The 26,685-nt window shown below is 37.4% G+C and carries 24 protein-coding genes; 23 read left to right on the plus strand and 1 reads right to left on the minus strand.

All coding sequences use genetic code 11. The features are described 5' to 3' along the window. The 9 genes from dnaA (at window position 1) to rpsR (ending at window position 10,494) form a co-directional block, all read left to right on the plus strand. Window positions 1-1,371: a chromosomal replication initiator protein DnaA gene (gene dnaA / locus BQ5903_RS00005; protein WP_010495648.1), complete on the plus strand. Its 1,371-nt coding sequence runs from the start codon at window positions 1-3 to the stop codon at window positions 1,369-1,371. 242 nt (window positions 1,372-1,613) lie between these two features. Further along, on the plus strand, window positions 1,614-2,753 hold the full coding sequence (gene dnaN, locus BQ5903_RS00010; protein WP_010495646.1) for a DNA polymerase III subunit beta: 1,140 nt from the start codon (window positions 1,614-1,616) through the stop codon (window positions 2,751-2,753). Window positions 2,754-2,971: 218 nt separating this feature from the next. Continuing rightward, the gene (gene yaaA / locus BQ5903_RS00015) at window positions 2,972-3,190 is read left to right on the plus strand and encodes a S4 domain-containing protein YaaA (protein WP_010495644.1); all 219 of its coding nucleotides are present in this window, start codon (window positions 2,972-2,974) and stop codon (window positions 3,188-3,190) included. A gap of 2 nt (window positions 3,191-3,192) precedes the next feature. Beyond that, window positions 3,193-4,374: a DNA replication/repair protein RecF gene (gene recF / locus BQ5903_RS00020; RefSeq protein WP_010495641.1), complete on the plus strand. Its 1,182-nt coding sequence runs from the start codon at window positions 3,193-3,195 to the stop codon at window positions 4,372-4,374. Window positions 4,375-4,499: 125 nt separating this feature from the next. Further along, window positions 4,500-6,458, plus strand: a complete 1,959-nt coding sequence (gene gyrB, locus BQ5903_RS00025; RefSeq protein WP_010495640.1) for a DNA topoisomerase (ATP-hydrolyzing) subunit B — start codon at window positions 4,500-4,502, stop codon at window positions 6,456-6,458. Between the two features lie 52 nt (window positions 6,459-6,510). Further along, entirely contained in the window at window positions 6,511-9,072 is a 2,562-nt protein-coding gene (gyrA, locus tag BQ5903_RS00030; RefSeq protein ID WP_010495637.1) for a DNA gyrase subunit A, read from the plus strand. Window positions 9,073-9,366: 294 nt separating this feature from the next. Continuing rightward, window positions 9,367-9,657 (plus strand): 30S ribosomal protein S6, encoded by a 291-nt coding sequence (gene rpsF, locus BQ5903_RS00035; RefSeq protein WP_056971648.1) that lies wholly within the window; start codon window positions 9,367-9,369, stop codon window positions 9,655-9,657. 28 nt (window positions 9,658-9,685) lie between these two features. Continuing rightward, on the plus strand, window positions 9,686-10,237 hold the full coding sequence (gene ssb / locus BQ5903_RS00040; protein ID WP_010495634.1) for a single-stranded DNA-binding protein: 552 nt from the start codon (window positions 9,686-9,688) through the stop codon (window positions 10,235-10,237). Between the two features lie 20 nt (window positions 10,238-10,257). Further along, on the plus strand, window positions 10,258-10,494 hold the full coding sequence (gene rpsR / locus BQ5903_RS00045) for a 30S ribosomal protein S18 (protein ID WP_010495631.1): 237 nt from the start codon (window positions 10,258-10,260) through the stop codon (window positions 10,492-10,494). Between the two features lie 309 nt (window positions 10,495-10,803). On the opposite strand, the gene BQ5903_RS00050 is transcribed toward rpsR, so the two are convergent. Then, a complete protein-coding gene (locus BQ5903_RS00050; RefSeq protein WP_010495625.1) occupies window positions 10,804-11,505 on the minus strand; it encodes a GntR family transcriptional regulator in 702 nt (233 codons plus the stop codon). Between the two features lie 165 nt (window positions 11,506-11,670). Here BQ5903_RS00050 and BQ5903_RS00055 point away from each other — a divergent pair, with 165 nt between their 5' ends. The 14 genes from BQ5903_RS00055 to BQ5903_RS00120 all read left to right on the plus strand — a co-directional run bounded on the left by BQ5903_RS00055 (window position 11,671) and on the right by BQ5903_RS00120 (window position 26,614). Further along, on the plus strand, window positions 11,671-13,434 hold the full coding sequence (locus tag BQ5903_RS00055; protein ID WP_079578306.1) for a glycoside hydrolase family 35 protein: 1,764 nt from the start codon (window positions 11,671-11,673) through the stop codon (window positions 13,432-13,434). A 12-nt stretch (window positions 13,435-13,446) separates the two neighbouring features. Continuing rightward, window positions 13,447-13,926 carry a PTS system mannose/fructose/N-acetylgalactosamine-transporter subunit IIB gene (locus BQ5903_RS00060; RefSeq protein ID WP_010495619.1) on the plus strand — a complete coding sequence of 160 codons (480 nt, stop codon included), beginning with the start codon at window positions 13,447-13,449 and terminating at the stop codon, window positions 13,924-13,926. 15 nt (window positions 13,927-13,941) lie between these two features. Continuing rightward, window positions 13,942-14,850, plus strand: a complete 909-nt coding sequence (locus tag BQ5903_RS00065; protein ID WP_010495617.1) for a PTS mannose/fructose/sorbose/N-acetylgalactosamine transporter subunit IIC — start codon at window positions 13,942-13,944, stop codon at window positions 14,848-14,850. Then, window positions 14,837-15,658 carry a PTS system mannose/fructose/sorbose family transporter subunit IID gene (locus BQ5903_RS00070; RefSeq protein ID WP_010495615.1) on the plus strand — a complete coding sequence of 274 codons (822 nt, stop codon included), beginning with the start codon at window positions 14,837-14,839 and terminating at the stop codon, window positions 15,656-15,658. Before BQ5903_RS00065 ends, BQ5903_RS00070 begins: the two co-directional genes overlap by 14 nt. A 93-nt stretch (window positions 15,659-15,751) precedes the next feature. Next, window positions 15,752-16,153, plus strand: a complete 402-nt coding sequence (locus BQ5903_RS00075; protein WP_010495613.1) for a PTS sugar transporter subunit IIA — start codon at window positions 15,752-15,754, stop codon at window positions 16,151-16,153. 18 nt (window positions 16,154-16,171) lie between these two features. Next, window positions 16,172-17,341: an SIS domain-containing protein gene (gene agaS, locus BQ5903_RS00080; RefSeq protein WP_010495612.1), complete on the plus strand. Its 1,170-nt coding sequence runs from the start codon at window positions 16,172-16,174 to the stop codon at window positions 17,339-17,341. Between the two features lie 16 nt (window positions 17,342-17,357). Next, window positions 17,358-18,506 carry an N-acetylglucosamine-6-phosphate deacetylase gene (gene nagA / locus BQ5903_RS00085; RefSeq protein WP_079579633.1) on the plus strand — a complete coding sequence of 383 codons (1,149 nt, stop codon included), beginning with the start codon at window positions 17,358-17,360 and terminating at the stop codon, window positions 18,504-18,506. A 159-nt stretch (window positions 18,507-18,665) separates the two neighbouring features. Next, complete coding sequence (locus tag BQ5903_RS00090) at window positions 18,666-19,430, plus strand: DeoR/GlpR family DNA-binding transcription regulator (protein ID WP_079578308.1); 765 nt, start codon at window positions 18,666-18,668, stop codon at window positions 19,428-19,430. A gap of 186 nt (window positions 19,431-19,616) precedes the next feature. After that, window positions 19,617-20,387 (plus strand): ABC transporter ATP-binding protein, encoded by a 771-nt coding sequence (locus tag BQ5903_RS00095; protein ID WP_079578310.1) that lies wholly within the window; start codon window positions 19,617-19,619, stop codon window positions 20,385-20,387. 2 nt (window positions 20,388-20,389) lie between these two features. Beyond that, complete coding sequence (locus BQ5903_RS00100; RefSeq protein WP_079578312.1) at window positions 20,390-22,210, plus strand: FtsX-like permease family protein; 1,821 nt, start codon at window positions 20,390-20,392, stop codon at window positions 22,208-22,210. A gap of 53 nt (window positions 22,211-22,263) precedes the next feature. After that, window positions 22,264-22,635 carry a GntR family transcriptional regulator gene (locus BQ5903_RS00105; RefSeq protein WP_029605071.1) on the plus strand — a complete coding sequence of 124 codons (372 nt, stop codon included), beginning with the start codon at window positions 22,264-22,266 and terminating at the stop codon, window positions 22,633-22,635. Beyond that, the gene (locus BQ5903_RS00110; protein WP_079578315.1) at window positions 22,632-23,510 is read left to right on the plus strand and encodes an ATP-binding cassette domain-containing protein; all 879 of its coding nucleotides are present in this window, start codon (window positions 22,632-22,634) and stop codon (window positions 23,508-23,510) included. The genes BQ5903_RS00105 and BQ5903_RS00110 overlap by 4 nt, the downstream gene beginning before the upstream one ends. After that, a complete protein-coding gene (locus BQ5903_RS00115; protein WP_010495598.1) occupies window positions 23,507-24,292 on the plus strand; it encodes a hypothetical protein in 786 nt (261 codons plus the stop codon). The genes BQ5903_RS00110 and BQ5903_RS00115 overlap by 4 nt, the downstream gene beginning before the upstream one ends. A 294-nt stretch (window positions 24,293-24,586) precedes the next feature. Then, the gene (locus tag BQ5903_RS00120; protein ID WP_010495596.1) at window positions 24,587-26,614 is read left to right on the plus strand and encodes a DHH family phosphoesterase; all 2,028 of its coding nucleotides are present in this window, start codon (window positions 24,587-24,589) and stop codon (window positions 26,612-26,614) included. Window positions 26,615-26,685 lie beyond the last annotated feature (71 nt).

Below are 26,685 nucleotides of genomic sequence, written 5' to 3' on the forward strand. Positions count from 1 at the left end.
GTGCCAGATCTTGAAACTTTATGGCAATTTATTTGCGAAAAGTTCAATGAATCTTTCTCCACAATCACTTATAAAACTTGGATCGAAACTGCAAAACCAATACAGTTTGCCGATAAAACCCTTGTTGTCGAAGTCCCTTCAAAACTTCATCGTGATTACTGGACTCAAAGTGTAACCCCACAAATCGTTGAGTTGCTGGAAGAACCGTTGGGTTATAAACTAACAATTTTACCAAAAACTCCCGATGAGCCTAATCCGTTAGAGGCTTATGATCCCGCAGAAAGTTTAACTGCAGATGACTTGGCCTCAGAGACTTCAGGTGCTGCAACATCTAAAGTTTTTGTCAAAAATTCTCAGTTAAATGAACGTTATACTTTTGACACATTTGTGGTGGGAAAAGGTAATCAATTAGCCCATGCTGCCGCATTAGCAGTTGCCGAAGAACCCGGTGTTTTTTATAATCCACTATTTTTCTATGGTGGCGTTGGCCTTGGTAAAACCCATTTAATGCATGCCATTGGCCATCAAATGTTAGAAAATCGTCCAAACGCTAAGGTTAAATATGTAACCAGTGAATCTTTCGCCAATGATTTTATCAATTCTATTCAAACAAAACGACAAGAAGAATTCAGACAAGAATATCGAAATGTTGATCTTCTACTAGTTGATGATATTCAGTTTTTTGCTGACAAAGTTGGTACCCAGGAAGAATTTTTCCATACCTTTAATGCTTTATATGATGATAAAAAACAAATTGTCCTTTCATCTGATCGGTTACCAAATGAAATACCCAAGTTGCAGCAACGTTTAGTGTCTCGTTTTAAATGGGGACTTTCAGTTGATATTACACCGCCAGATTTTGAAACACGGATCGCAATTTTACGCAATAAAGCTGAAGCAGAACATTTAGATATTCCAAACGATACTTTAAGTTATATTGCTGGACAGTTTGATTCCAATATTCGTGAACTAGAAGGCGCTTTAATGCGAGTTCAAGCATATTCGTCCATGAATCACACTAAGATCACAACTAGTCTGGCTGCAGAATCTTTAAGGGGCTTAAATGGTAAAGACCACAATAATAAACTCACGATTCCGGCGATACAAAACAAAGTTGCTAAATATTATCACGTAACTGTTGCTGAATTGAAGGGAAGAAAAAGAGTAAAGGCAATTGTTGTGCCACGACAAGTCGCAATGTTTTTGTCCCGAGAACTCACTGATTCGTCATTACCAAGGATCGGGGAAGAATTTGGCGGCAAAGATCACACAACAGTTATCCATGCATGCGAAAAAATAACAAAAAGTCTAGCAGATGATGCCGAGCTGGAACATGAAGTTAATGAATTAAAAGCAGAATTGCAAGTTTAAAATAAAATTTGCTTAACAGTTTTTACCCTAAATTACGTATTTAAACATAAGAATTAGCAAAGCATCTTTTTTGCACATGTGGATAACTGTTGATAAGTTCTCTTTTTTATCCACATGTTATTAACAACCAATCTTTTTAGTTTACTTACTTCAGACTGCTTATTAACATAATTAACAGGCCCTACTACTACGACTATTTTTATTATTAATTAATAATATAAAAAACAGGAGGATATCATTTTATGAAATTCAGTATCCGCAGAAATACATTTATTGCTTCTTTAAACGATGCCCAAAGAGCAATCTCATCAAAAACGGCAATTGATGTTTTAACTGGTATCAAAATTACTTTGTCAGCTAGCAAGTTAACTTTAACCGGTAGTGACGCTGACATCTCGATCGAAACTGTGATCTCACAAGAAGATGACAAAGCTGCTTTAGAAATTGATGAACCTGGCAGCATTGTTTTACCAGCACGTTTCTTTAACGAGATAGTTAAAAAATTACCTGAAGATATGATGACAATTAGTGTAGATGAAAGATTCCAAGCAACGATCACTTCTGGTCAAGCAGAATTTACGATCAACGGTTTAGATTCTGAAACTTATCCACATCTGCCAGAAATCGATGCTGAAGATAAACTAGTGATTGCCGCAGATATTTTAAAAAAAGTGATCAATCAAACTGTGATCGCCGTTTCTAATCAAGAAAGTCGCCCGATCTTAACAGGGATCCATTTGGCATATGGTAACGGAGAATTACTAGCTGTTGCCACAGATTCTCACCGTTTAAGTCAACGCAAAATTGTTTTGAATAATGCTGGGACTAAAGATTACGATATTATCGTGCCAGGTAAATCATTGAATGAATTGGCCAAGATGTTGGGTGACTCAACTGAAGATGTTGAGATCCGGATCGCTGAAAATCAAATTTTGTTTACTTTTGCAAATACATCATTTTATTCACGTTTGTTAGAGGGAAATTATCCAGATACTGATCGTTTGATCCCTCAAAGCTCAGAAACAACAGTAGAATTTAACGCCGTTGAGTTGCTGCATTCAATTGAACGAGCCTCATTATTATCACATGAAGGGAGAAACAATGTTGTTAAGTTGTCGTTGAAGACTAGCGAACAAAAAGCAATTATTTATGGCAATTCTCCCGAAATTGGTAATGTAGAAGAAGATCTTTCCTTCAAGAAATTGGAAGGAAATGATTTGGAAATTTCCTTTAATCCAGATTATATGAAAGATGCATTATCTTCTTTTGGTCAAACTGATATTTTAATGTCATTAACATTACCTTTACGTCCGTTTACATTAGTCCCAACTGAAGACGGAGCTAATTTTGTACAATTGATCACACCAGTTAGAACATTTTAGTGAAATTAGTGAGAAAAAATTTATTTTATGGACTCTTAATTGCGAGAGTCCATTTTTTTGGCTAAAAAAGTTTCTCAGACACTTTAAAGGCTTTATAGCTTTTCTATCCAAATATAGTTAAAATTGCTCAGAATGGACATACAAGCCGAATAAAATTGTTTTAAGGTCAAAAAAAGGGTATAATTAAGAGGTAACTTATAGAAAGTGAGGGCTGTTTTTTGAAACAAGAAATATCTTTAAAAACACCTTACATAACTCTCGGACAACTGTTAAAGATCGCTGATTTAATTCAAACCGGCGGACAAGCAAAGTGGTTTTTGGCGGAAAACGATGTTTATGTAAATGGAGAACTTGATTCACGTCGTGGAAAAAAGCTTTATCCAGATGATGTAGTCAAAATCAACGACAGAATGATCAAACTTAAAGCTGGAAAATAATTATGTTTTTACAGAAGCTGCAACTTAAAAATTTTAGAAATTATTCAGAGGCTTCATTAAATTTTTCTCCAGGCATCAATGTTTTATTAGGGCAAAATGCCCAGGGAAAAACTAATTTACTCGAATCGATCTATGTTTTAGCCACGGCGCGCAGCCACCGAACAGCCAATGATCGTGAATTGATCCGTTTTGGTAATAGTGATGCTGATATTAAGGGTTTAGTACATCGACGCTCTGATGACTTGCCTTTGGAGCTCGAATTGGGAAAACGGGGTAAAAAAGCACGAGTGAATCACTTGGAGCAAGCCAAGCTTTCACAATATATTGGTCAATTGAATGTAATTTTATTTTCTCCGGAAGATTTGTCATTAGTTAAGGGAAGTCCAACGGGCAGACGACGTTTTATTGATATGGAATTTGGTCAGATCGCGCCACGATATCTTCATGATTTGACAGCGTACCGAGATGTTTTAAAACAGAGAAATCATTACTTGAAATCTTTGAGTATGCATCAAACTAATGACCGGGTTTATTTGGATGTTTTGTCCGAACAATTATCTTTGTTTGGGGGTAGTATCATTGTGCAACGGCAAAAGTTTTTAACCGACCTGGAAAAATATGCGCAGGAACTACATTTGTCGATCACTCAAGGTCAAGAACAATTATCATTTGAATATGATTCAAAATTAAAGGACATTAAGGATCGATCCGAACAGGAATTACAGCAGATAATGGACACACAACTCAAGACACAATACGAAAAAGAGATTTTTCAAGGAACGACCTTGATCGGCCCGCATAGAGATGACATTAAGTTCTTGATCAATGGTAAAAATGTGCAAACATATGGTTCTCAAGGGCAACAAAGAACCACCGCATTATCAGTTAAATTGGCAGAGATCGATGTAATGAAGGAACAAACAGGAGAATATCCGTTATTACTTTTAGATGATGTTTTATCTGAATTAGATGGTCAACGTCAAACTCATTTATTAAAGACCATTCAAAATAAAGTACAAACATTTTTGACGGCTCCAGCAATGAACGATGTAGCTAGAAATCTGATCAAAGCTCCTAAAATTTTTACGATTGAAAAGGGACATGTGGCTGAAACAACGGCTAACGGGGAGCTAGTTTTAAAAACGGTCACTTATTATCCTCAAAGTGATAAACAAGAAGGATAACTTGACTAAATTAAGATTCGAATAGGAATAAAACAACAAACAACTAAATGGCAGTTGGTCAGTTCGAGGATCAACTGTGACTTTTTTGTTAGTAGCATGACTTTAGATAATAAGGAGGATATCAATTGACTGACGAAGAAAGAGAAGTAGAAGCCAAAGAAAAACGGGCGAATGAATACGATGCTAGTCAGATCCAGGTTTTAGAGGGATTAGAGGCTGTTCGTAAGCGCCCTGGGATGTATATTGGCTCGACAAGTACTCAGGGTTTACATCACCTAGTTTGGGAAATTATTGATAATGGTATTGATGAAGCTCTTGCAGGCTTCTGTGACGAAATCAATGTTACGGTCGAAACCGATAATAGTATTACTGTAAAAGACAATGGTCGCGGTATTCCCGTTGATATTCAAAAGAAGACAGGACGACCGGCTGTTGAAACAGTTTATACGATCTTGCATGCCGGTGGTAAATTTGGCGGTGGCGGGTATAAAGTATCTGGTGGTTTGCATGGTGTTGGGGCGTCAGTTGTTAATGCACTTTCTTCCGAATTGGAAGTGCAGGTCACGCGTGCGGAAGATCCAAATGTATATGCGATGGATTTTGCTTACGGTAAGGTCAAAACGCAGTTGCATGTCATCGCTCAAACTAGTGAACATACACACGGAACAAAGGTTCACTTCAAACCTGATACAGATATTTTTACGGAAACTCATATTTACGATATTAAAGTTTTGACTACACGTATTCGTGAGCTGGCTTTCTTAAACAAAGGTTTAAAATTAACCATTGCTGATCAACGCCCAGAAAAGCCGACGTTTGAAGAATTCCACTATGCTGGTGGTATTAAACATTACGTGGAATTTTTGAATAAAGGCAAAGAAGTTCTTTTTCCTGAGCCAGTATATGTTGAAGGTGAAATGAATGGGATCACTGTTGAAGTTTCACTGCAATATACAGATGATTTTCATTCAAACTTGTTGACTTTCACTAATAACATTCATACGTATGAAGGTGGGACTCACGAGGCTGGTTTCAAGACAGCTTTGACTAGGGTAATCAATGACTATGCTAGAAAACAAGGAATTTTAAAAGATAATGATGACAATCTTTCTGGAGAAGATGTTCGTGAAGGTATTACAGCAGTAGTTTCTGTTAAACACCCGGATCCACAGTTTGAAGGACAAACGAAGACAAAATTGGGTAACTCAGATGCTAGAACTGCAACAGATAAGCTCTTCAGTGAAACATTCTCGCAGTTCATGTATGAAAACCCAACGACAGCTAAGCAAATCGTGGAAAAGGGTTCATTAGCTGCTAAAGCTCGTGTTGCTGCTAAACGGGCTCGTGAAGTAACGCGTAAAAAGAATGGATTAGAAATTTCAAATCTACCAGGCAAGTTAGCCGATAATACAAGTAAAGATCCTGAAATTTCAGAATTGTTTATCGTTGAGGGTGATTCTGCGGGTGGATCTGCTAAACAAGGCCGGTCTCGCTTGACTCAAGCCATTTTGCCGATCCGTGGTAAGATTTTAAACGTTGAAAAAGCAAGTCTAGATCGTATTTTGGCTAATGAAGAAATCCGTTCACTATTTACTGCTTTAGGTACTGGGTTTGGTGAGGAATTCGATGTCAGCAAGGCAAATTATCATAAATTGATCATCATGACTGATGCCGATGTTGATGGTGCCCATATCAGAACATTGTTGTTGACATTGTTCTATCGTTTCATGAAACCAATGATCGACGCTGGGTATGTATATATTGCTCAACCGCCTTTATATCAAGTTCGCCAAGGTAAGATGATCAGATACATTGATTCTGATGAAGAATTACAAGACATTTTATCACAATTACCACCTTCTCCAAAGCCCGCTATTCAACGGTATAAAGGTCTAGGTGAAATGGATGCCGATCAATTGTGGAAAACTACAATGAACCCAGAAAACCGCCGGATGATGCGTGTCTCTTTGTCGGATGCTGAAGAAGCCAATCAGGTTTTTGAGATGTTAATGGGAGACCATGTAGGCCCTAGACGACAATTTATTGAAGAAAATGCCACATACGTTGAAAATCTAGATGCATAATTATTTCCCGGGAAATAATTATAGACTGGGAATAAAATAGGAGGTCAGAAAGTTGGTAGATATACCAGATCGAGTAAAAAATGTCGATTTATCCAAGGTGATGCGGACATCTTTCCTTGATTATGCAATGAGTGTTATCGTTGCTCGTGCTTTGCCTGATGTACGGGACGGGTTAAAACCTGTTCATCGTCGGATATTATATGGAATGAACGAATTAGGTGTCACACCTGAAAAACCTTACAAAAAATCTGCTAGGATCGTCGGAGAAGTTATGGGTAAATTCCATCCGCATGGTGATTCGGCAATCTATGAATCAATGGTTCGGATGGCACAAGATTTCAGTTATCGTTATATGTTAGTTGATGGTCACGGAAACTTTGGGTCTGTTGACGGTGATGGTGCGGCTGCTATGCGTTATACTGAAGCGCGAATGTCGAAAATCACACTAGAAATGTTACGTGACATCAATAAAGACACGATTGATTTTGCACCAAACTATGATGGGACAGAAAGAGAACCAAAAGTTTTACCTGCACGCTTCCCAAATTTGCTAGTTAATGGGGCAACCGGGATCGCTGTTGGGATGACAACCAATATTCCGCCGCATAATTTGGCAGAAGTTATTTCAGCTTTGCATATTCTGATGGATAATCCTGATGCTACCGTTGCTGATTTAATGGAAGCTATTCCTGGACCCGATTTTCCTACTGGCGGGATCGTTATGGGTAAATCAGGCATCCGTAAAGCATATGAAACTGGTCATGGACATATAGTTCTGAGGGCTAAAGTCGATATCAACGAGCAAAAGAATGGTCGGGAGCAAATCATTGTTAATGAATTGCCATATATGGTCAATAAATCTCGTTTGATCGAGCGGATCGCTGAGTTGGCTCGTGAACGTAAGATCGAAGGCATTACAGATATTAAAGATGAGTCTGACCGTGAAGGAATGCGAATTACTATTGATATCAGACGTGATGTTAGTGCTTCAGTTGTTTTGAATAATTTATATAAATTAACATTGATGCAGACATCATTTGGTTTCAATATGTTGGCAATCGTTGGTGGTACTCCCAAGATTTTAAGTTTGAAACAGATCTTGCAGTATTACTTAAAACATCAAGAAGAAGTTATCCGTCGCCGAACAGAATTTGATTTAAAGAAGGCCAAGGCACGTGCTCATATTCTGGAAGGGTTGAGAATCGCTTTAGACCACATTCAAGCAATCATTGACATCATTCGGAGTTCACAAAGCGGTGATGTTGCTAAAGATCGGTTAATGAATGAGTATCAATTAAGCGATAAACAAGCTCAGGCTATTCTTGATATGCGTTTGGTAAGGTTGACCGGCTTGGAACGTGATAAAGTCGAAAACGATTATAAAAAGACGATGGAAGCTATTGCTGATTATGAAGATATTTTGGCTCATAAAGAACGGATCAACCAAATTATTTATGAGGAACTCTTGCAGATTCAAGAAAAGTTTGGTGACAAACGGCGGACAGAATTGCTTGTTGGTGATGTGACAAGTATTGAAGATGAAGACTTGATCGAAGAAGAAGCTGTTGTCATTACTTTGACACATAATGGCTATATCAAGCGAATGCCAACTAGTGAATTTAAGTCACAAAATCGTGGAGGCCGCGGTGTTCAAGGAATGGGAGTTCATGAAGGAGACTTTATCGAACAACTGATTTCAACTTCAACTCACGATGAACTGTTATTCTTTACCAATACTGGTAAAGTTTATAGTTCTAAGGGATACCAGATTCCTGAATACGGCCGTTCTGCTAAGGGAATCCCGGTAATCAATATGTTAAATATTGATCCTGACGAAAAGGTAGCAACTGTCATTACAGTCCCAAAAGAAGATAGAGATAATCCGGATAAAGCGGATAAATTCCTATTCTTCACAACTAAAAACGGTGTTGTTAAACGGACAGCAGTTTCAGAATTCTTGAATATCAGAAAGAATGGTTTGAAAGCTATTACTTTACGTGACGGGGATGAATTGATCGGTGTTGCTCAAACGGATGGAAACCAAAACATTATCATTGGGACTCACCAAGGTTTTGCTGTTTCATTTTCTGAAGAAAAGGTTCGCTCTATGGGCCGTTCAGCTGCAGGTGTGCGTGGCATTAGATTAGGTGAAGGCGATTATGTGATCGGTGCTGATATCTTAGCATCTGATAGTAATGTTTTTGTTATTTCTGAACAAGGCTATGGTAAGCAAACTCCAGCTAGTGAATATGCTATCCGAGGTCGTGGCGGTAAAGGTGTTAAAACCGTTAATATTACTGCCAAAAATGGTCCGCTTGTTGGATTAACAACCGTTGCGGGCGATGAAGATATCATGGTCATTACTAATAAGGGTGTACTGATCCGTTTTGCAGTTGCTAATGTTTCAACAACTGGCCGTTCAACACTCGGTGTTCATTTGATCAATTTGGAAGAAGATTCTTTTGTATCTACGATGGCTAAGGTTGAACCTGAAGAAGTTGAAGAATCTGAAACTAATTCAGAGACAGCAACAGATGCTCAAGCTAGTTCAGAAACAGGATCTGAATCTGAGGACCAAGAAGAAAACAATAAAAATGAGGACAATTTGGACTAAATAACAAATTAGAAAATAAAAAAGACATTTTTTTGCGTATATATGTTATGTAGCGTAGATCAATGATCCAGAAGAAAAGAATAGTTAAAAAGAATAGTTAATAAGAATTTGGACTTAAATTTAGCTGTGGAATGATTGTTAGCTTCCAACTTCGTTTGTTTTAAGCAGTTATTGCAAATGCAATATAAACGTGCTATAATTCTAATTCGTGAGTATCTAAGCATTTTAGATTACTCTCCTTGTCCTCTACGTTAGGATAGGGGGCCAAAAGTCCATAAGGAGGTGTAAACAGTCATGACAAATTATGAAATTACCTACATTATCAGCCCAGCTATTGATGAAGCTGCCAAGAATGACTTGGTAGAACGTTTCGATAGCGTTTTGAAAGACAATGGTGCTGAAGTTGTAGATTCAAAAGACTGGTCTAAGCGTCGTTTTGCTTACGAAATTGGTGGGTTTACAGAAGGTATCTACCACGTTGTAAACGCCAAGGCAGAAAAAGCTGACGCTATTAATGAATTTGACCGTCTTGCTAAATTCAATGACGGAATTTTACGTCATATGATCGTTAAACGTGAAGCTTAATTTTTGAAATCAGAAGGGGGAACGAATTTTGATCAATAGAGCCGTATTAGTTGGAAGACTGACCCGTGATCCTGATTTGCGCTACACATCTTCCGGAGCTGCTGTTGCATCTTTCACAGTTGCTGTCGATCGTCCGTTTACAAATCGTTCAGGTGAACGAGAGGCCGACTTCATTAATTGTGTTATTTGGAGAAAAGCAGCTGAAAACTTTGCTAACTTTACGCATAAGGGTTCAATGGTTGGAATTGATGGACGGATTCAAACACGTTCATATGAAAACCAACAAGGAAATCGTGTGTTTGTAACAGAAGTTGTTGTTGATAATTTTGCATTACTTGAGTCTAAAGCTCAGTCAGAGCAATATCGCCAACAACATCCTAGCTCTCAGGGCAATAATTCTGCTCCTTCTTCGCAATATTCATCACAACAGAATAATAGTAATCCGTATGGCAATCCTAACAATAACAATAATCAAGGTGGTTATCAGAACCAGAATAATTCTAATTCTGATAACGATCGAGATCCGTTTGCGGATAGTGGCCAACAGATCGATATTTCTGATGATGATTTACCATTCTAGTAACTGGAGGAGGAAAAAACATGGCACAACAACGCAGAGGCGGACGTCGTCGCCGTAAAGTTGATTTTATCGCAGCTAATCATATTGAATATATTGATTACAAAGATACAGATTTGTTAAGAAGATTCATTTCTGAACGCGGTAAGATCTTGCCACGTCGTGTTACAGGCACAAGCGCAAAGAATCAACGTAAGTTGACGATTGCTATCAAGCGTGCTCGTATCATGGGCTTATTACCATTTGTAACAGAAGACTAATTAAAAAGTGGGCGAATATGTTATTAAGTGTATAAATATCGTTTAATTTGATTCGCTCTATATTATGGATTTTATCGATCCACCAAAAAGGCTCCAAGAAGTTGTTTTTACAACTTCCTGGAGCTATTTTTGTGCCTATGGAATGATAGATATTTAACCCTTTTTTGTAAGCAACAAGGTTAAACTGATACTCTTGGTAGATATTGTCAGGTGAGTATTATGAAAAAAGCTCTGTTCACCTAACTTAGACATTATGTGTTAAGAAACGTGACATTAATGTCTAAGCCCTTAAGTTTATTTCACTCTGTTTTAGTCATTAGCTATTTCTATTTGATAATAATCCCATCGTTTATAAGTAATGACATATTCTGCCACGGTATTCTTAACGGATAACCGTGTTTTTTTCTCCTGAAAAACGGTTGGTTGTTCTCCCTTCAGCTGGAGCATATTAGCGACAAATTCGTTTGTAGGGAAGCAAATCTTATTGATTTCTTTAGAGGGCATGTCATTTAAATTAATCGAAAAATCGCTCCGAAAGCGTTGATAGATCGAGCTATAGTAATCCGGATCTTTTGGACGGCGAATAAAGTGTTCCGGGATATATGATTGGTGATAGATATATGGTATGCCATCGGCAGTCCTTAATCTGACTATTTTGTAATAATGTTCATATGTGGATAAATTTAATTCTTTTAAAATATTGGGATCATTTTCCTTAGTCAGCGAGAGAACTTTTACTTGATCTTCATCAGAAGAAAAAATTTCCTTGTCTGTGAATCGAACAAGTTTGTTAACACGTTTACGCGAAACAAAAGTACCTTTTCCCTGGTAACGAACTAAGTAGCCTTCCTTAACTAATTCTTGCACGGCACGGATCACCGTGATCGAGCTGGCATCATACATTTTGACAAGTTCGGCCTGACTATAAAATTTATCGCCGCTTGAATAAGTACCGTTGAGTATCTGACTTTTTAGGTCATTTTTTATCGTAAGGTATTTCGGTGTTTTCAAATTTTCGCAACTCTTTTCTTTCTGCTAATTATATTAAGTTTAACCTATCGAGAGATCAAGTGAAATGAAAAAATGTTTATTTTTGTTATTTGATAACGTTTACATATAGAACTTACTATGTTAATATACTAAGTGAAAATTGCAAGTGTTGAAAGGGTGAACATCATGGAACAATTTAGTATAGGGAAGCATGATTTTTATTTAAATAAAAAAAAGTTTCAGATCTTGTCAGGCGCGATCCACTATTTTCGAATACACCCAAGTGATTGGCAAAATTCACTACATAACTTAAAGACTCTTGGCTTTAATACAGTAGAAACATATATTCCATGGAATGTTCATGAGCAAAAAGAGGGGCAATTCAATTTTACTGAGGGCGCTGACTTAAAAAAATTCATTGAATTGGCTCAACATGAAGGACTTTATGTTATCGTTCGCCCATCGCCTTATATTTGTGCTGAGTGGGAATTTGGAGGCTTGCCTGCTTGGCTTTTGGCAAAAGATTGCCGTATTAGATCTAATGATCCGAAATTCTTAAAGTTAGTCTCAACTTATTATCAAAAATTATTTCAAATTTTGATTCCTCTGCAGGTTACTCATGGTGGTCCAATTATAATGATGCAGGTAGAAAATGAATACGGATCATATGGCGAAGACCACGACTATTTGTGCAGTATTCGTAATATGATGCTAAAAAATGGCGTAGATGTGCCGTTGCTTACCTCAGATGGTGCTTGGCATGCAACATTGCAAGCAGGCAGCTTGATACAAAAAGGAATTTTAGAAACAGGGAATTTTGGTTCCCATGCTAAAGAAAATTTTGCTAATATTGTAGATTTTCAAAATGAAAAAGGTCAGTTTCAGCCTCTGATGAATATGGAATTTTGGGACGGTTGGTTTGATAGATGGGGTGAACCAGTCCATATAAGAGACCAAGATGAGATGGTCAATGAACTAAAAAAAGTTATCGAACTTGGCAGTGTAAATATGTATATGTTTCATGGCGGCACAAATTTTGGCTTTATGAATGGTTGTTCTGCTCGAGGCACCCATGACCTGCCACAGATCACTTCTTATGATTATGGGGCACCGTTAAACGAGCAAGGAAATCCTACAGAAGGTTATTATAAGATAAAAAAAATGCTGAAAGAAAAATATCCAAATATTAGCCAGCAAGATCCTTGGGTCAAAGAAAGTTTTCGCTTAAGTAAAATAAGACTGCAAGATAAAGTTAGTTTATTTGAAGTTTTAGATGAAATCGGGAGTAAAACAACAACTAAGTACCCACAAACAATGGAAAAGGCTGGTCATTATTACGGTTATATGCTGTATCGGACAAAAGTCAAACGTGATTCTTTTAAAGAAAAATATCGCATAATCGATGGTAGGGATCGAGCACAGTTTTTTTTGAATCAAGAATTACAGGTAACACAGTATCAAGAGAAAATTGGTGAAGAAATCAGTGTAAAACAAGATAAAGAAGACAATGAAATTGATATTTTAATGGAAAATATGGGTCGAGTTAATTATGGACATAAGCTATTGGCAGATACACAAAGAAAAGGAATTCGTTCGGGTGTTATGAGTGATTTGCACTATGTAATAAATTGGGAGCAATATGGGTTAGATTTTTCGCGAATTGAAAAATTAGATTTTTCTCGTAAATGGGAACCTAGAGTTCCAGCATTTTATCGTTTTTCATTTGATTTGAATAAAATTCAGGATACAAATATTGATTTAAGTCAGTTTGGGAAAGGAGTTGTGATAATTAATGGATTCAACTTAGGTCGTTTTTGGCAACGCGGACCACAACATTCTCTTTATTTGCCACACGGGATTTTACGTCGGAAAAATAATCAGATAATTATTTTTGAAACTGAAGGACAGTTTAGTGAGGAACTTAATTTGATAAAAGCACCACTCAAATAGGAGGAACGAAGTATGAGTATTATTGGAACTAGAGTAGATGGTCGTTTGATCCACGGACAAGTGGCAAATTTATGGGTCACAAAACTACAAATTTCGCGGATCATGGTTGTTGACGACAAGACAGCAACAAGTCAAATTGAGAAAAGTGGCTTAAAATTAGCCACTCCATCAGGAGTTAGACTTAGTGTTTTACCTGTTCAAAAAGCAGCAACTAATATTTTGGCTGGTAAATATGATAGTCAACGGTTACTAATAGTCGTTAAAGAACCAAAATATTTGAATTATTTGGTAGATGCGGGCGTTGAACTTTCTGATGTTAATGTAGGAAATTTAGCACGTGATAATGCCAAAAAAATTCTGACGCATCAAGTATCAGTCACACAAGATGATATAGACAACTTTAAAGAATTAAATCAAAAAGGAGTTCACCTATTTGCACAAGTCAACCCAAGTGTTAAATCAGAAGAATTTATGAAATTATTACAAAATTAAAGGGAGGTCACATAAATGGACATTTCATGGTGGCAAATTTTATTGTTGACGCTTTATGCAGGTTATCAGATTTTGGATGAACTTGAAATAAACTCTAGTGCTGGTTCAGCTGTTTTTGCTGGTTTTATCACAGGCTTGATCATGGGTGATGTTAAGGCTGGCTTGTTGATCGGTGGGAGTATGCAGTTAACTATTCTTGGTGTAGGAACTTTTGGAGGCGCTTCCAGAATTGATGCTAACTCAGGAACAGTTTTAGCAACTGCATTTTCAGTTGCAATTGGTATGAAACCAGAACAAGCGATTGCTGCGATTGCTGTTCCCGTAGCTTCTCTCATGATTCAAACTGATATTTTGGCTCGTTTTGCAAATACGTATTTTTCCCATCGGATCGATAAGAACATTGAGGACTTTAATTATTCAGCAATCAACCGCAATTTTTTGTTAGGTAATATTCCTTGGGCTCTTTCACGGCAAATTCCAGTCTTTTTGGCTCTTGCTTTTGGTGGAGGATTGGTTACTAAAGTTGTTAATTATTTAAATACTGACCTTAAGTGGCTTGGTGATGGTTTGTCAGTTGCTGGAGCTGTATTGCCAGCCGTTGGTTTTGCTATTTTGCTTCGTTATCTCCCAGTGAAGAAACATTTTCCTTATTTGATTTTAGGTTTTACTTTGACAGCTATACTTTCTACTATCTTTACCAATATTCAAAGTTTAGGAACTGGTTTGCAAGGAGTTGCTAAGAGCTTTTCTGGTACGTTTAATTCTTTGCCAATGTTAGCGATCGCATTGATTGGCTTTGGTTTGGCTGCTATTAGTTATAAGAATAGTATTAACCAAAATCGTGGTGATTCTGGCGAACAACAAGATCGATCACAAAATGATAATAATGATGCTGAGGGGGAAATTGAAGATGACGAACTCTAATGAAAACCAAAAATATCAGTTGACCGAAAAAGATTTTAAACAAGTCAATCGTAAAAGTTTATTTCTTTTTCAATCTGGTTGGAACTATGAAAGAATGCAAAACACAGGTTATCTTTACCTGATTTTGCCACAATTACGTAAAATTTATGGTGATAACACCCCTGAATTGAAACAGGCAATGAAAACGCATGTTCAATTCTTTAATACATCAAACTTTTTTAATACCATCATTACAGGAATCGATTTGGCATTGGAAGAAAAAGAAGGTGCCAAATCACTGGATGCAGTTGCAGGTATCAAAGCTGGCTTGCTGGGACCATTTGCTGCGATCGGTGACTCGTTGTTTGCCGCTTTAGTTCCCACAATTTTTGGAGCAATTGCTGCAAACATGGCTATTAATGGTAATCCGACTGGTGTTTTCATTTGGGTTTTAGCTAATATCTTTATCATGATCTTTCGTTGGAAACAGTTGAAGTTTGCCTATAAAGAAGGGGTTAACTTAGTCACAACCATGCAAAATCAAATGAGTGCTTTAACTGATGCAGCTACGATGTTAGGTGTCTTTATGGTTGGTGCTTTGGTTGCTACGATGATCAATGTCCATATTGGATGGCAGCCAATGATCGGTAAAGTTCCATTGGATATCCAAAATACTCTGGATATGCTGATGCCCAAAATTTTACCTGCGGGTATTGTAGGGGTCATTTATTGGATGTTGGGTAAAAAGAATATGACTTCCACACGTGTAATTTTTATTGTTTTGATCGTCTCGGTTGCTTTGTCAGCATTGGGAGTTATTGCAAAATAATATAAAAATCATGCAATGTTAAAACAAAAAAGTGTCAGAACCATCTGTCTTGTTTTGCTTAAGAGGATAAGAGGTGATAAAAGATGATGAAAGATGATGAAACCTTTAATACTGATCAGTCATGGAAATTTATGCTTGGAATTAAAGAAAAGTGTGGAAATGATAATGGGCCCGCAAGAAGAAATATATACGGTCACTTTACAACCAGAGGAAGGCCAAGCAGAATTTCTGCAGAAATTTAAGGAGACTATTGCTGACATAGATGAATTTGTTGTTTTTGCTGATTTATATGGAGGAACACCTTGCAATGTCGCAGCAAAAATGCTTCTTTCGGGGAGTAATTTCAAGTTGTATACAGGAATGAATATGGCGATGATCATCGATTATTTAAATGCAGCACTGTTAGACACAAAGCCCGACCCTATAAAAGGGGGGACTCAAGGAATCTGTGATGTTAATGCTTCTTTACAAAAATTAGACGGTGAAGACGAGTGATCAAGGAGGCCATTAAAAATGTTTGAATTATCTCAAGTAGAATTAGCGAAAATGGGCGCAAGTATTACGACACGTGAAATTAAACAAGAACCAGAATTGTGGGAAGAAACTTTGCAGATCTATCAACAACATCAAGCCGAAATTGTTTCATTTCTAGACAATGTTAAAGATCAGGCTCAGCAAAAGATACGTGTTATTTTTACCGGCTCAGGGACTTCACAGTATGTCGGTGATACTATAGTCCCATATTTGCGCAAATATGGTAATACAGCAGCTTATTCATTTGAAAGTATTGGAACGACAGATATTGTTTCTGCGCCAGAAGAAACGTTATTATTTGATGAACCGACGATACTGGTATCGTTTGCCCGAAGCGGTAATAGTCCCGAAAGTGTGGCGGCAGTAAATTTATCAGAAAAGAATGTCAAAAATATCTATCATTTAATGATCACTTGCGCTGAAAGTGGTGCATTGGCGGTTAATGGGAAAAAGGCAGCTAATACCTTGGTACTTTTAATGCCTGAACGTTCAAATGACGGTGGTTTCGCAATGACTGGCAGTTTTTCATGTATGACATTAGCTGCATTGTTGACTTTTGACCAGAGTGATCTACGAACAAAAACTAGTTATGTAACGAATTTAAGAGACCTAGGGCATGAGGTCATTGCTCGTGAAACAGAGATTCAGAAGTTTATGGGGCTCGATTTTGAAAGAATAATCTATTTAGGTTCTGGTAGTTTAGCAGGATTAACTCGTGAAGCTCAGCTAAAAGTTCTTGAATTGACTGCAGGTAAAATCGCAACAGTTTTTGATTCTTCAATGGGTTTTCGGCATGGACCCAAATCATTTGTCAATGAAAAGACTTTAGTTTTTGATTTTGTCAATAACGATGAGTATACACGTGATTATGATATAGATGTCATGGAAGAAATCAAAAATGATCAGATTGCTCTTAAGGCAATGACGATTGGTCAAATTGGACAGCGTAATTTTAGTGGTGACAAATTTGAATTTACAAAAAGCAGTGAAGCTTTACCAGATGGCTATCTCGCTTTAGCTGATATTATGTTTGCCCAAACACTCGCGTTATTAACTTCGATAAAAATCAATAACACGCCAGATACTCCATCTCCAACAGGTACGGTCAACCGAGTAGTCAAAGGAGTTACGATTCATGATTTCAAGTAATCAAGGGGGTCAAGAGATGCATTATTATATTCATGCAGCTAAGTTTATTTTAGCTTCAGGCCTCAGTGAACAAGGATTTTTAGAAATCATTGAAGGTAAATTTGGCAAATATACTAAAACCAGACCGGTGGATACTAGGATAGTTGATCTGGGTGAAAGTATTGTTGCTCCAGGGTTGGTAGATACACATATTCATGGCTATAATAACCATGATGTTATGGACAATGACTTTACTGGCCTAAATGAAATATCTAAAGGGCTTTTATCGTGTGGTGTCACAGCGTTTTTACCAACCACTTTGACTGCTGGCGCGGATACATTGAACGAAATTTGTAAAATGATAAGTTCCAGATATAAAGAAGTAAAGGGGGCTAGGATCAAAGGAATTTTTTTTGAAGGGCCATTCTTTACTACGGAACATAAAGGAGCGCAGAATCCTCGCTTCATGTCAGATCCTAGTCTGACGGCCTTTCGAAGATGGCAGGACTCTGCACAAGGCCTTTTAAAAAAAATTGCACTGGCACCGGAGCGCCATGGAGCTGCAGATTTTATCGAAAATGTCAGTGGATCTGGAACTAAAGTCGCAATTGGACATAGTTCGGCTACTTACGAAGAAGCACTGGAGGCTGTGTATGCAGGTGCAAATATCTTTGTGCATACTTTTAATGGTATGAGCGGGTTAAATCATCATGCTCCGGGAATGGTAGGGGCAGCGATGGACACGCCTAATACTTATGCTGAATTGATCTGCGATGGTCATCATGTGGAATCTGGGGCAGCAAATTTGCTGATTCAAGAAAAGGGCATTGATCACGTGGCATTAGTGACGGATTGCATGAGTGCCGGAGGAAGGCGTGCCGGAGAGTATGTTTTAGGGGAGTTTCCAGTTATCGTGAAAGACGGAGCAGCTCGGCTAAAAGATGGCGGTAGTTTAGCAGGCAGCGTTTTAAAATTACTTCAGGCGGTACAAAACTTGGTTCAGTGGGGTAGGGTAAGCTTGTACGATGCTTTCAAGATGGCTAGTTATGTTCCAGCGGTAAGTGTTGGAATAGAAGATGAGTGTGGCTTGATTGCTGCTGGCAGAGAGGCTGATTTTATTGTTGTTGATGAAAATATTAATTTACAGTCAACTTTTTTAGCTGGAAAAGAAGTCTATTCTAAGTAAGAAGGCTACTCTTAATTATGTAAATAACGAAGAAAGTGTTAGTGTTTTCTAGTTTACTAACACTTTTTCGCTTGTGTGAATCTCCCCCTGTTTTAGCAGTCAAAAATAGCGTATGATAATGATAAAATAATAAAATTTTATTTAGTAGGGGAAACGAGTATGTTAAAACGAGAAAGACTGTTAACAATTAAAAAACTTGTTCAAGAGCGTGGAATCATTACCGTCAAGGAACTAATCGATCAGTTAGGTGTATCTGATATGACTATTCGGCGTGATTTAGATGAACTGGCTGATAGTGGAAAACTAATTCGAGTTCATGGTGGTGCCCAGAGTATTGATAGCAGCGAAAATAACGAATTATCACATATTGAGAAAAAGGAGATTCATTTAGCAGAAAAACAGCAGATTGCCAGAGAAGCAGCACAGTTGATCAAAGAAGGAGATACCATCTACATTGGTCCAGGTACGACGCAAGAATTAATTGAACGTTATTTACCAGCCATTTCTAATTTGAGGGTAGTTACTAACAGTTTTCCGATTTTTCAAAGCTGGAAAAATAGAAATAATGTTGATTTAATTTTAGTGGGTGGTAATTTTCGGCAACGCTCTGGGGCATTTATTGGTGGGTTAGCTAATGATACTTTGGCGGAGTTAAAGTTTAACAAAGCTTTTGTTGGAGTCAATGGGATCCATAACGACAGTATGATGACAGCTAACACAGAAGAAGGAAAATCACAAAGTGTTGCTTTGAATAATGCCAAAGAAAAAATAGTTTTGGCAGATAAATTTAAAATTAATCGTGATGATTTTTATCAATTTTACAATTTATACGATGTTGATTATCTGATCACTAACCCTGATATTTCTGAAGAAATTCTGACACATTACCAGCAATTTACAAAAGTGAAATTAGCTAGTGAGTAGTGATAATGAGTTAAAGCACTGATAAGCTTAATGATCAGTGCTTTTTTTGTGTTATCATAAAATGTTTCACGTGAAACATTTTTTTCAAAGTAAAAATATTTTTTGAAAATGATTGACAAAAGACTGTTTGACATATATAGTTAGTTACACAAGTAATTAACCAATTAAGGAACAGGAGGATGCGATATGAATAATCAAGCAATCGTATCAGCAAGAGACATTAGAAAAATATATGGCCATAAAGGCGAAAAACAATATGAAGCTTTAAAAGGAATAACTTTTGATGTGAAAGCGGGTGAGTTTGTAGGGATCATGGGTGCATCAGGTTCCGGGAAAACCACATTATTAAATATTTTAACAACTTTAGATCAACCGACACAAGGAACGGTTGAAATCAATGGTCAAGATATTACCAGTTTGAAAGGAAATGCTGTTGCAGATTTTCGTGCAAAAGAGATCGGCTTTATTTTTCAAGATTTCAATTTGTTAGAAAATTTAACTAATAGCGAAAATATAGCTTTACCACTATCTTTACAAAATGTAGCAGCAGCTGAGATAAAACCGCAAATTGAAAAATTGGCTAAACAGTTGTCGATCACAGGGATTTTAGACAAATACCCTAATGAAATTTCAGGTGGGCAAAAACAAAGAGTTGCTGCTGCTCGAGCACTCGTTAGCCAACCAGCAATTTTATTTGGAGATGAACCAACAGGCGCGTTAGATTCTTCCAGCACAACAGATCTATTAGAAATGTTGAACGAAGTTAACCAACAACAGAATGTTCCGATCTTGATGGTCACTCATGAGCCTCTGTCAGCTAGCTATTGCCAACGGATTTTATTTATTAAAGATGGTAAGATCGGACAAGAGTTAAAGCGTGGAGGCCAAACAAGAAAACAATTTTATAAACAGATCATTGATGACCTGGGCGCATTTCAGGGTCAGGAGGCTGATTAAAGATGTTAAGAAAATTAGCATTTACGGGGATCAAAAGTCGCTTGCGTGACTACTTAGTTCTCTTTACAGGTTTGGTGATCTCAAGTGCTGTTTTTTATATGTTTGAAGCTTTGGCGACTAATCCGCAGTTTCTAAAAAACAGTACCAATAGGATGAGCGCAGCTTCTTTTATATTTCAATTTGGTTCAGTTTTGTTGACAATTATTTCATTAGTTTATATTTTTTATGCTAATTCATTTTTGCTAAGTATGCGACAACATGACTATGGGATTTTTATGATGCTTGGTGCTAAGCCGACTAAAATTGGCCGGTTAATATTAACTGAGACATTGGTTATTGGAGCACTTTCAAGCGTGATCGGAGTTGTTGTGGGTTGTCTCTTGACGGCCAGTTTGGGATCTTATTTGATGCAAAGTATTTTGCAGACTAATGTGGCAAACTTTCATGCTGTGCACGTACCAGCAATCTTGGTGACTTTAGTTTTATATTTGGTTTTATTCGTGATTGCTGGGTTTATCAACAGACGGAAATTGATCAAGACACCCGTTTTGGGATTATTAAAAGGCGATAGTCAACCGAACAGAGCCAAACTAAAACCAGTAAGTCAATTTATCCAAGTAGTTTTAGGGATTGGATTATTGGCAGTTGGTTATTATGTAATGAAGCATTTTATTGACTTCCAACTAGCAAGTATTCCACTTGCATTAGTAACAATTGTTTTTGGTTCATACTTCCTATTTAATGCTGTTTTTGTGTGGTTGGTCGTGTTATTGAAAAAGACAAAATGGGCGCAACGAGGGATCAACAACTTTACTTTGTCACAGCTCGATTTTAGGATCAGAAATTACACTAAAATTTTAGCGACAGTTTCGATCTTGTTTGCTCTGGCATTAGGTGCAATCACAGTTGGTATGGGTTTTGGTAAAGAAACAGACTTATTCACGCAAGGTTCGAGTGGTTATACGATGGCACTCGAAGATCCGAGCGCTGCTGTCAAAAAACAGGTCAATAAATTAGATACTGAAAAAAAGGTAAGCTATTCTGAAAAGCAGAGCAAAGATACAGTTTATTACGTCAAAGAAGAATTTGACAGGATACCTTTACAGGATGTCAGCGATAATTGGATGAAAAAAATGTCCAAGGGTAAGAAAGCAAAAATATCTTACCAAAGCTTTGATGGGCAGAAACTGCAAAAAAACCCCGGTTCACTATATTATTTACAAAAAAATGGCTCCGATAAAACAGTAAAAATTATTTCTCAAAGTGAATTTGCTAAAATTCAGGCACCACGTCAACAACTTTATTTATTCAGAGTGAAAAATATCGAGAAAAGCAAAAAATCTTTAGACAAGATCGTCAAAACAGCTTATCCTAAAAACTATGAGATAATTCGTTCAACTATTCCAGGCGGATATGCTGGGTACTTGAATGGGCTCGAGGTATTTGGCGGTTTTGAATTTATGGGCTTTTTCTTAGGGATTGCCTTTTTGGCAATGTTAGCCAGTTGTTTAATGTTTAAAATTTTAAGTGGCGCTAATAGTGATAAACATCGTTATGAGATGTTAAATAAATTAGGGGTTAGAAAGAACACTCTACGCCGATCTATTTCCCGGGAAATAATGACACTTTATGCTTTGCCAGGCGTTTTAGGGATCGTGCATGTTTTGTTCGGCTTACAGTTATTTAAGACCTTGCTAATATCGCCTTATCAGGGGATCTGGTTGCCGTTTGTGATCTTTATCGTCTTGTACCTGCTGTATTATTTGGTCACAGTTAAGTTATATGAGAGCATTGTCCTACCTGCAGTAGAAATTGATAAATAAGAAAATTAATTAGAAAAGACGAGGGGTGCCGATAATGAAACTTGGTGATGATGATGCAATTTAATTTTGATAGTTCTGAACCATTGTATCTTCAAGTAGCAGAGCAAATCGAAAATGCTATTTTTTTGGGAAGCTTTGCAACAGGAGAGCAAATTCCTTCGACTACTGAAATTTCACGTGATTTTCAAATCAATCCTGCGACTGTCTTAAAGGGCATGAATATTTTGGTGGCAGATGGACTGATCCAGAAAAAACGAGGAAGAGGAATGTTTGTTTTAGAAGATGCACAAGAAAAGATTCGGACTAAAAGAAAAAATGAGTTTTTTCAAGATTATATTTTAAACATGATAGTCGAAGCCAAAAATTTAGGCTTAGATGAAAATGCAATTATCTCTTTAGTGGAAAGGGGATTTGAAGAAGGATGACAACAGAAGTGGTTTTAAACCAGATCTCAAAAAAATATGGGAAGCAAGAGGTTTTAACTGATATTAGCCTCAAGCTAAAGCCTAATACGATTTATGGTTTATTGGGACGCAATGGTGCTGGTAAAAGTACTTTGTTAAATATTCTGACAAATCGAATCCCTGCAACATCAGGCAAGGTTTTGATAGATGGTCAGCCAAACCTTAATAATGACGATGCTTTAGGTAAAATTTATCTCATGAGTGAACCAAATCTTTACCCAACTCGTGCTAAAGTGTTTCAAATATTTCGCGAGACTGCCAATTTTTATATGGGCTTTGATTTTGAACTTGCACATCAATTAACCAATAAATTTGGCTTAAATGAAAGCTTGCGTTTCGGCAAACTTTCAACGGGTTATCGCTCGATTTTAAAGGATATTATTGCTTTGTGCGTTGATGCAGATATTATTTTGTTAGATGAACCAACGTTAGGTTTGGATGCTAATCATCGTGAACTTTTCTATCAGGAATTAGTTGAAACCTATGCTGATCGGCCACGGACTTTTGTAATATCAACACACCTGATTGAAGAGATAGCAGGAATGGTTGAAAATGTCTTATTGATCAAGGACGGAAGATTAGCTCTCGATGATACGACGGAAAGCTTATTAGCACGAAGCTATTCTGTCACTGGACCAGAAGAAAAAGTCCGAGAATATACTGCCGGACTCAATGTGATCGGGCATGATAGTTTAGGTAAACTTCGTTCAGACTATGTGTTTGGCAAGTTGGACGAAAACCGAGTTTTACCGGATACAGTTTCTGTAGAAAAAATTGATTTACAGAAGTTGTTTATCAATTTGACTGAGCAATCTGATGAGGAGGGGCAGAAATGAAATTAAAGAAGGCTTTTCAATATCAGTTAGCGAGCGGCGCTAAATTATTGGGCTGGACATTAGTCTGGGTCGCAGTGGCAATTGTCATTATACCGTTTATAACAGCTGCTTTAACGGGGCGATTAGGGTCATTGAATGGTGAAGATTTTTTACCATCTGGAATTTTAGAAATTGCTTTAATGGCATGTTTGGTATTTTATAGTGCTTCAACGTACGACAGCTTTCAACTGATGATTCAAAATGGGATCGGACGTAACACATACTTTTATTCAAAAACGCTTGTTATTGGTACTCTGGCTTTAGTAGGAAATTTGGTCAGTGTTTTGTATAACTTGCTGGTAATGCCATTTAATACTTCTTACGGTCAAGGGACAGCTACAGCTGTATTGGAAGGCTTTTATTACAATTTCTTTTCTAATAACATATTGAATGATGTTATGTCCTTTATCCTTTTAGTACTGTTGACGATTTGTATTTCAGCAACTTTTACGTTTATGGGCAGCATTTTAAGTTTATTTGAACGACGGACACAGATTGCTTTGATAATTGGCGTACCTATTATTTTGATCATTGCTTTAATAGTTGTAGGAAACGCAGGCGAAGAAACTTCATTGAAGTTAACGTGGATAGCTAAGGTATTGTTGTGGATCGCTGGGGAGAGCGGTAATTCTGGAACTGAAGGTTTGAATCCTTTTCACCCTCTGTTTTCCGGGATCTTATATTCGGTAATTTTATTTGGTGGAACATATTTCTTTAACCTGAAATTGAAGACTCCCCGCTAATAATAACAGAATAAAAATACAAAAACGTCAAATAATCTTTGACGTTTTTTGTTTGTGATGATGGTCTTTAAAGACACAATAATGATGACTAAAATTCGGTATTTAAGGCCAAATATGATAAAATATGTAAGAGTACACATAATATCAGATAGGGGTATGGGTTGAAAAGATTGCCTGACTGGCAAGGTGTTCTTAGTGGTAATATTGATCATTAAGTACCTTGAAGTTAAAACTGAATGAAAATCTTTATTTTAAATTTTGCATATTAGGGGACGGAAAAGAAGAGGAAGGTTTATGAAGAATAAGTTTATACAAAGATTTGGTGATATACCTGAGATCTTTAAAAACGAGCAGTTCCGCCTAGTTGCTATTCTATTAATTATAATGGCGACCGTGAGTGATATTTTAGCTTTTGCCTTTAACTGGATCTTTGGTGTTATCTTTTTATTGATCATGATTTTAGTAATTGTCGGAGCTTTTACCACTTTAACTGAGATCCGTGGGCAAACAAGTGATTATATTTCTGATTTAACTTACCGTATTCAGCGAGATGAGCAGGATGCGCTGATCAGAATGCCGATCGGTATCTTGATGTTTAATGAAAACAAAGAAATCGATTGGGTCAATCCTTATTTACAGAGTTATTTTGGTAAGGCAGATGTTTTAGGCCGTAGTTTAAATGAAGTGGATCCACAGTTAGCCGATTTGATAGAAAAAAATATGGAACATAAGGATGATGTAGAAGTTAAATGGCATGACAATTATTTTAATCTGCTGATCCAACGGGACATGCGGGTCGTTTATTTGTTGGATATTACGCATTATGCTGAGATACAGAAAAAATATGATGATTCACAGTTGGTCTTGGGACAAGTCTTTTTAGATAATTATGATGAAGTTACTAAATCGCTGAATGACACAGAAGTTTCTAACTTAGATAGTTTTGTTGCCAATACTTTATCAAACTGGGCGCAAAAATTTGGAATGTTTCTGAAAAAGGTCGATCAAGATCGTTACTTTATCTTAGCTTATACAGGAACCTTAAATAAGATCGAAAATGAAAAATTTAAGATCTTAGATGTTATTCGAGAAAAAACATCCAAGGGAAATTCCCCGCTGACACTGAGCATTGGTATCGCGTATGGTGATGATAACCTGTCGGAATTGTCTGATCAATCACAGAATAATTTAGACTTGGCTTTAGGACGCGGCGGCGACCAGGTCGTTGTCCGAAAGGTCGATGGACAGGCGCGCTTTTATGGCGGGACTACTGATCCGATGGCTAAAAGAACGCGAGTCCGAGCACGAATGATCTCACAAGCGCTCAGAGATTTGATGGGGCAGTCTAAGCAGATTTTTGTGATGGGGCATCAAAGGCCGGACATGGATTCAGTTGGTGCTTGTTTGGGTATCAGAAGGATCGCTGCAATGAATAAAAAGCAATGTTGGGTCGTTATAGATCAGAAAAACCTACATTCGGATGTTTCTCGTCTAATGGATGAACTACAAAAAGATGAAACGATCAGTGCTTCGATCATTAGTTCTGAAGAGGCCATTGAAAAAGCCGATCAGGAAGATCTATTGATCTTGGCAGACCATTCTAAACGGTCGATTTCAGCGAGCCCTGATTTATACGACAAACTGGAAAATCGTTTGATGGTTATCGATCATCATCGGCGTGGTGAAGAGTTTCCTGAGAACCCGATGTTGGTTTATATTGAACCTTATGCAAGTTCAACTTGTGAGTTGATCACCGAAATGTTTGAATATCAGGCTCGGGAAAGTGAACCGATCAATCGTATTGAAGCTACTGCTATGTTAACGGGTATCGTTGTTGACACGCAGTCGTTTTCACAGCATACTGGAACACGTACTTTTGATGCTGCCAGCTATTTGCGTGCTCTGGGTGCAGATCAAGCTTTATCCAGTCATTTTATGAAAGAAAATGTTGATAGTTATATGAATCGGAGTCATTTGATAGACAGAGTCGAGTTTATGGATGATGGCAATGCAATTTGTGCAGGTGAAGATGATCGTTCTTATGATCCCGTCACTGCTGCTCAAGCGGCGGATTCGTTACTTGATGTTAGCGGCGTGGAAGCATCGTTCGCTATTACTAGACGTGGTGAAGGTTCAGTTGGGATATCTGCTCGGAGTAGTGGTAAGCGTAATGTTCAATTGATCATGGAGCAGATGGGCGGTGGCGGACACTTGTCCGTTGCAGCTACCCAAATTGAAGATACGACTGTTTCTGAAGTACGACAACAACTGCTTGAAATTTTACAAGATCAGCAGGAAAATAAAGAAGAGACAGCAGAGTGATCTACGCTGTTATTAGTTGAATTTTGGAAGACAAGAGATTTTGTTAATGATCTAGCCGACTCTCGTACCAT

The sequence above is a fragment of the Ligilactobacillus acidipiscis genome, assembly GCF_900116935.1.
GTDB classification, from domain to species: domain Bacteria; phylum Bacillota; class Bacilli; order Lactobacillales; family Lactobacillaceae; genus Ligilactobacillus; species Ligilactobacillus acidipiscis.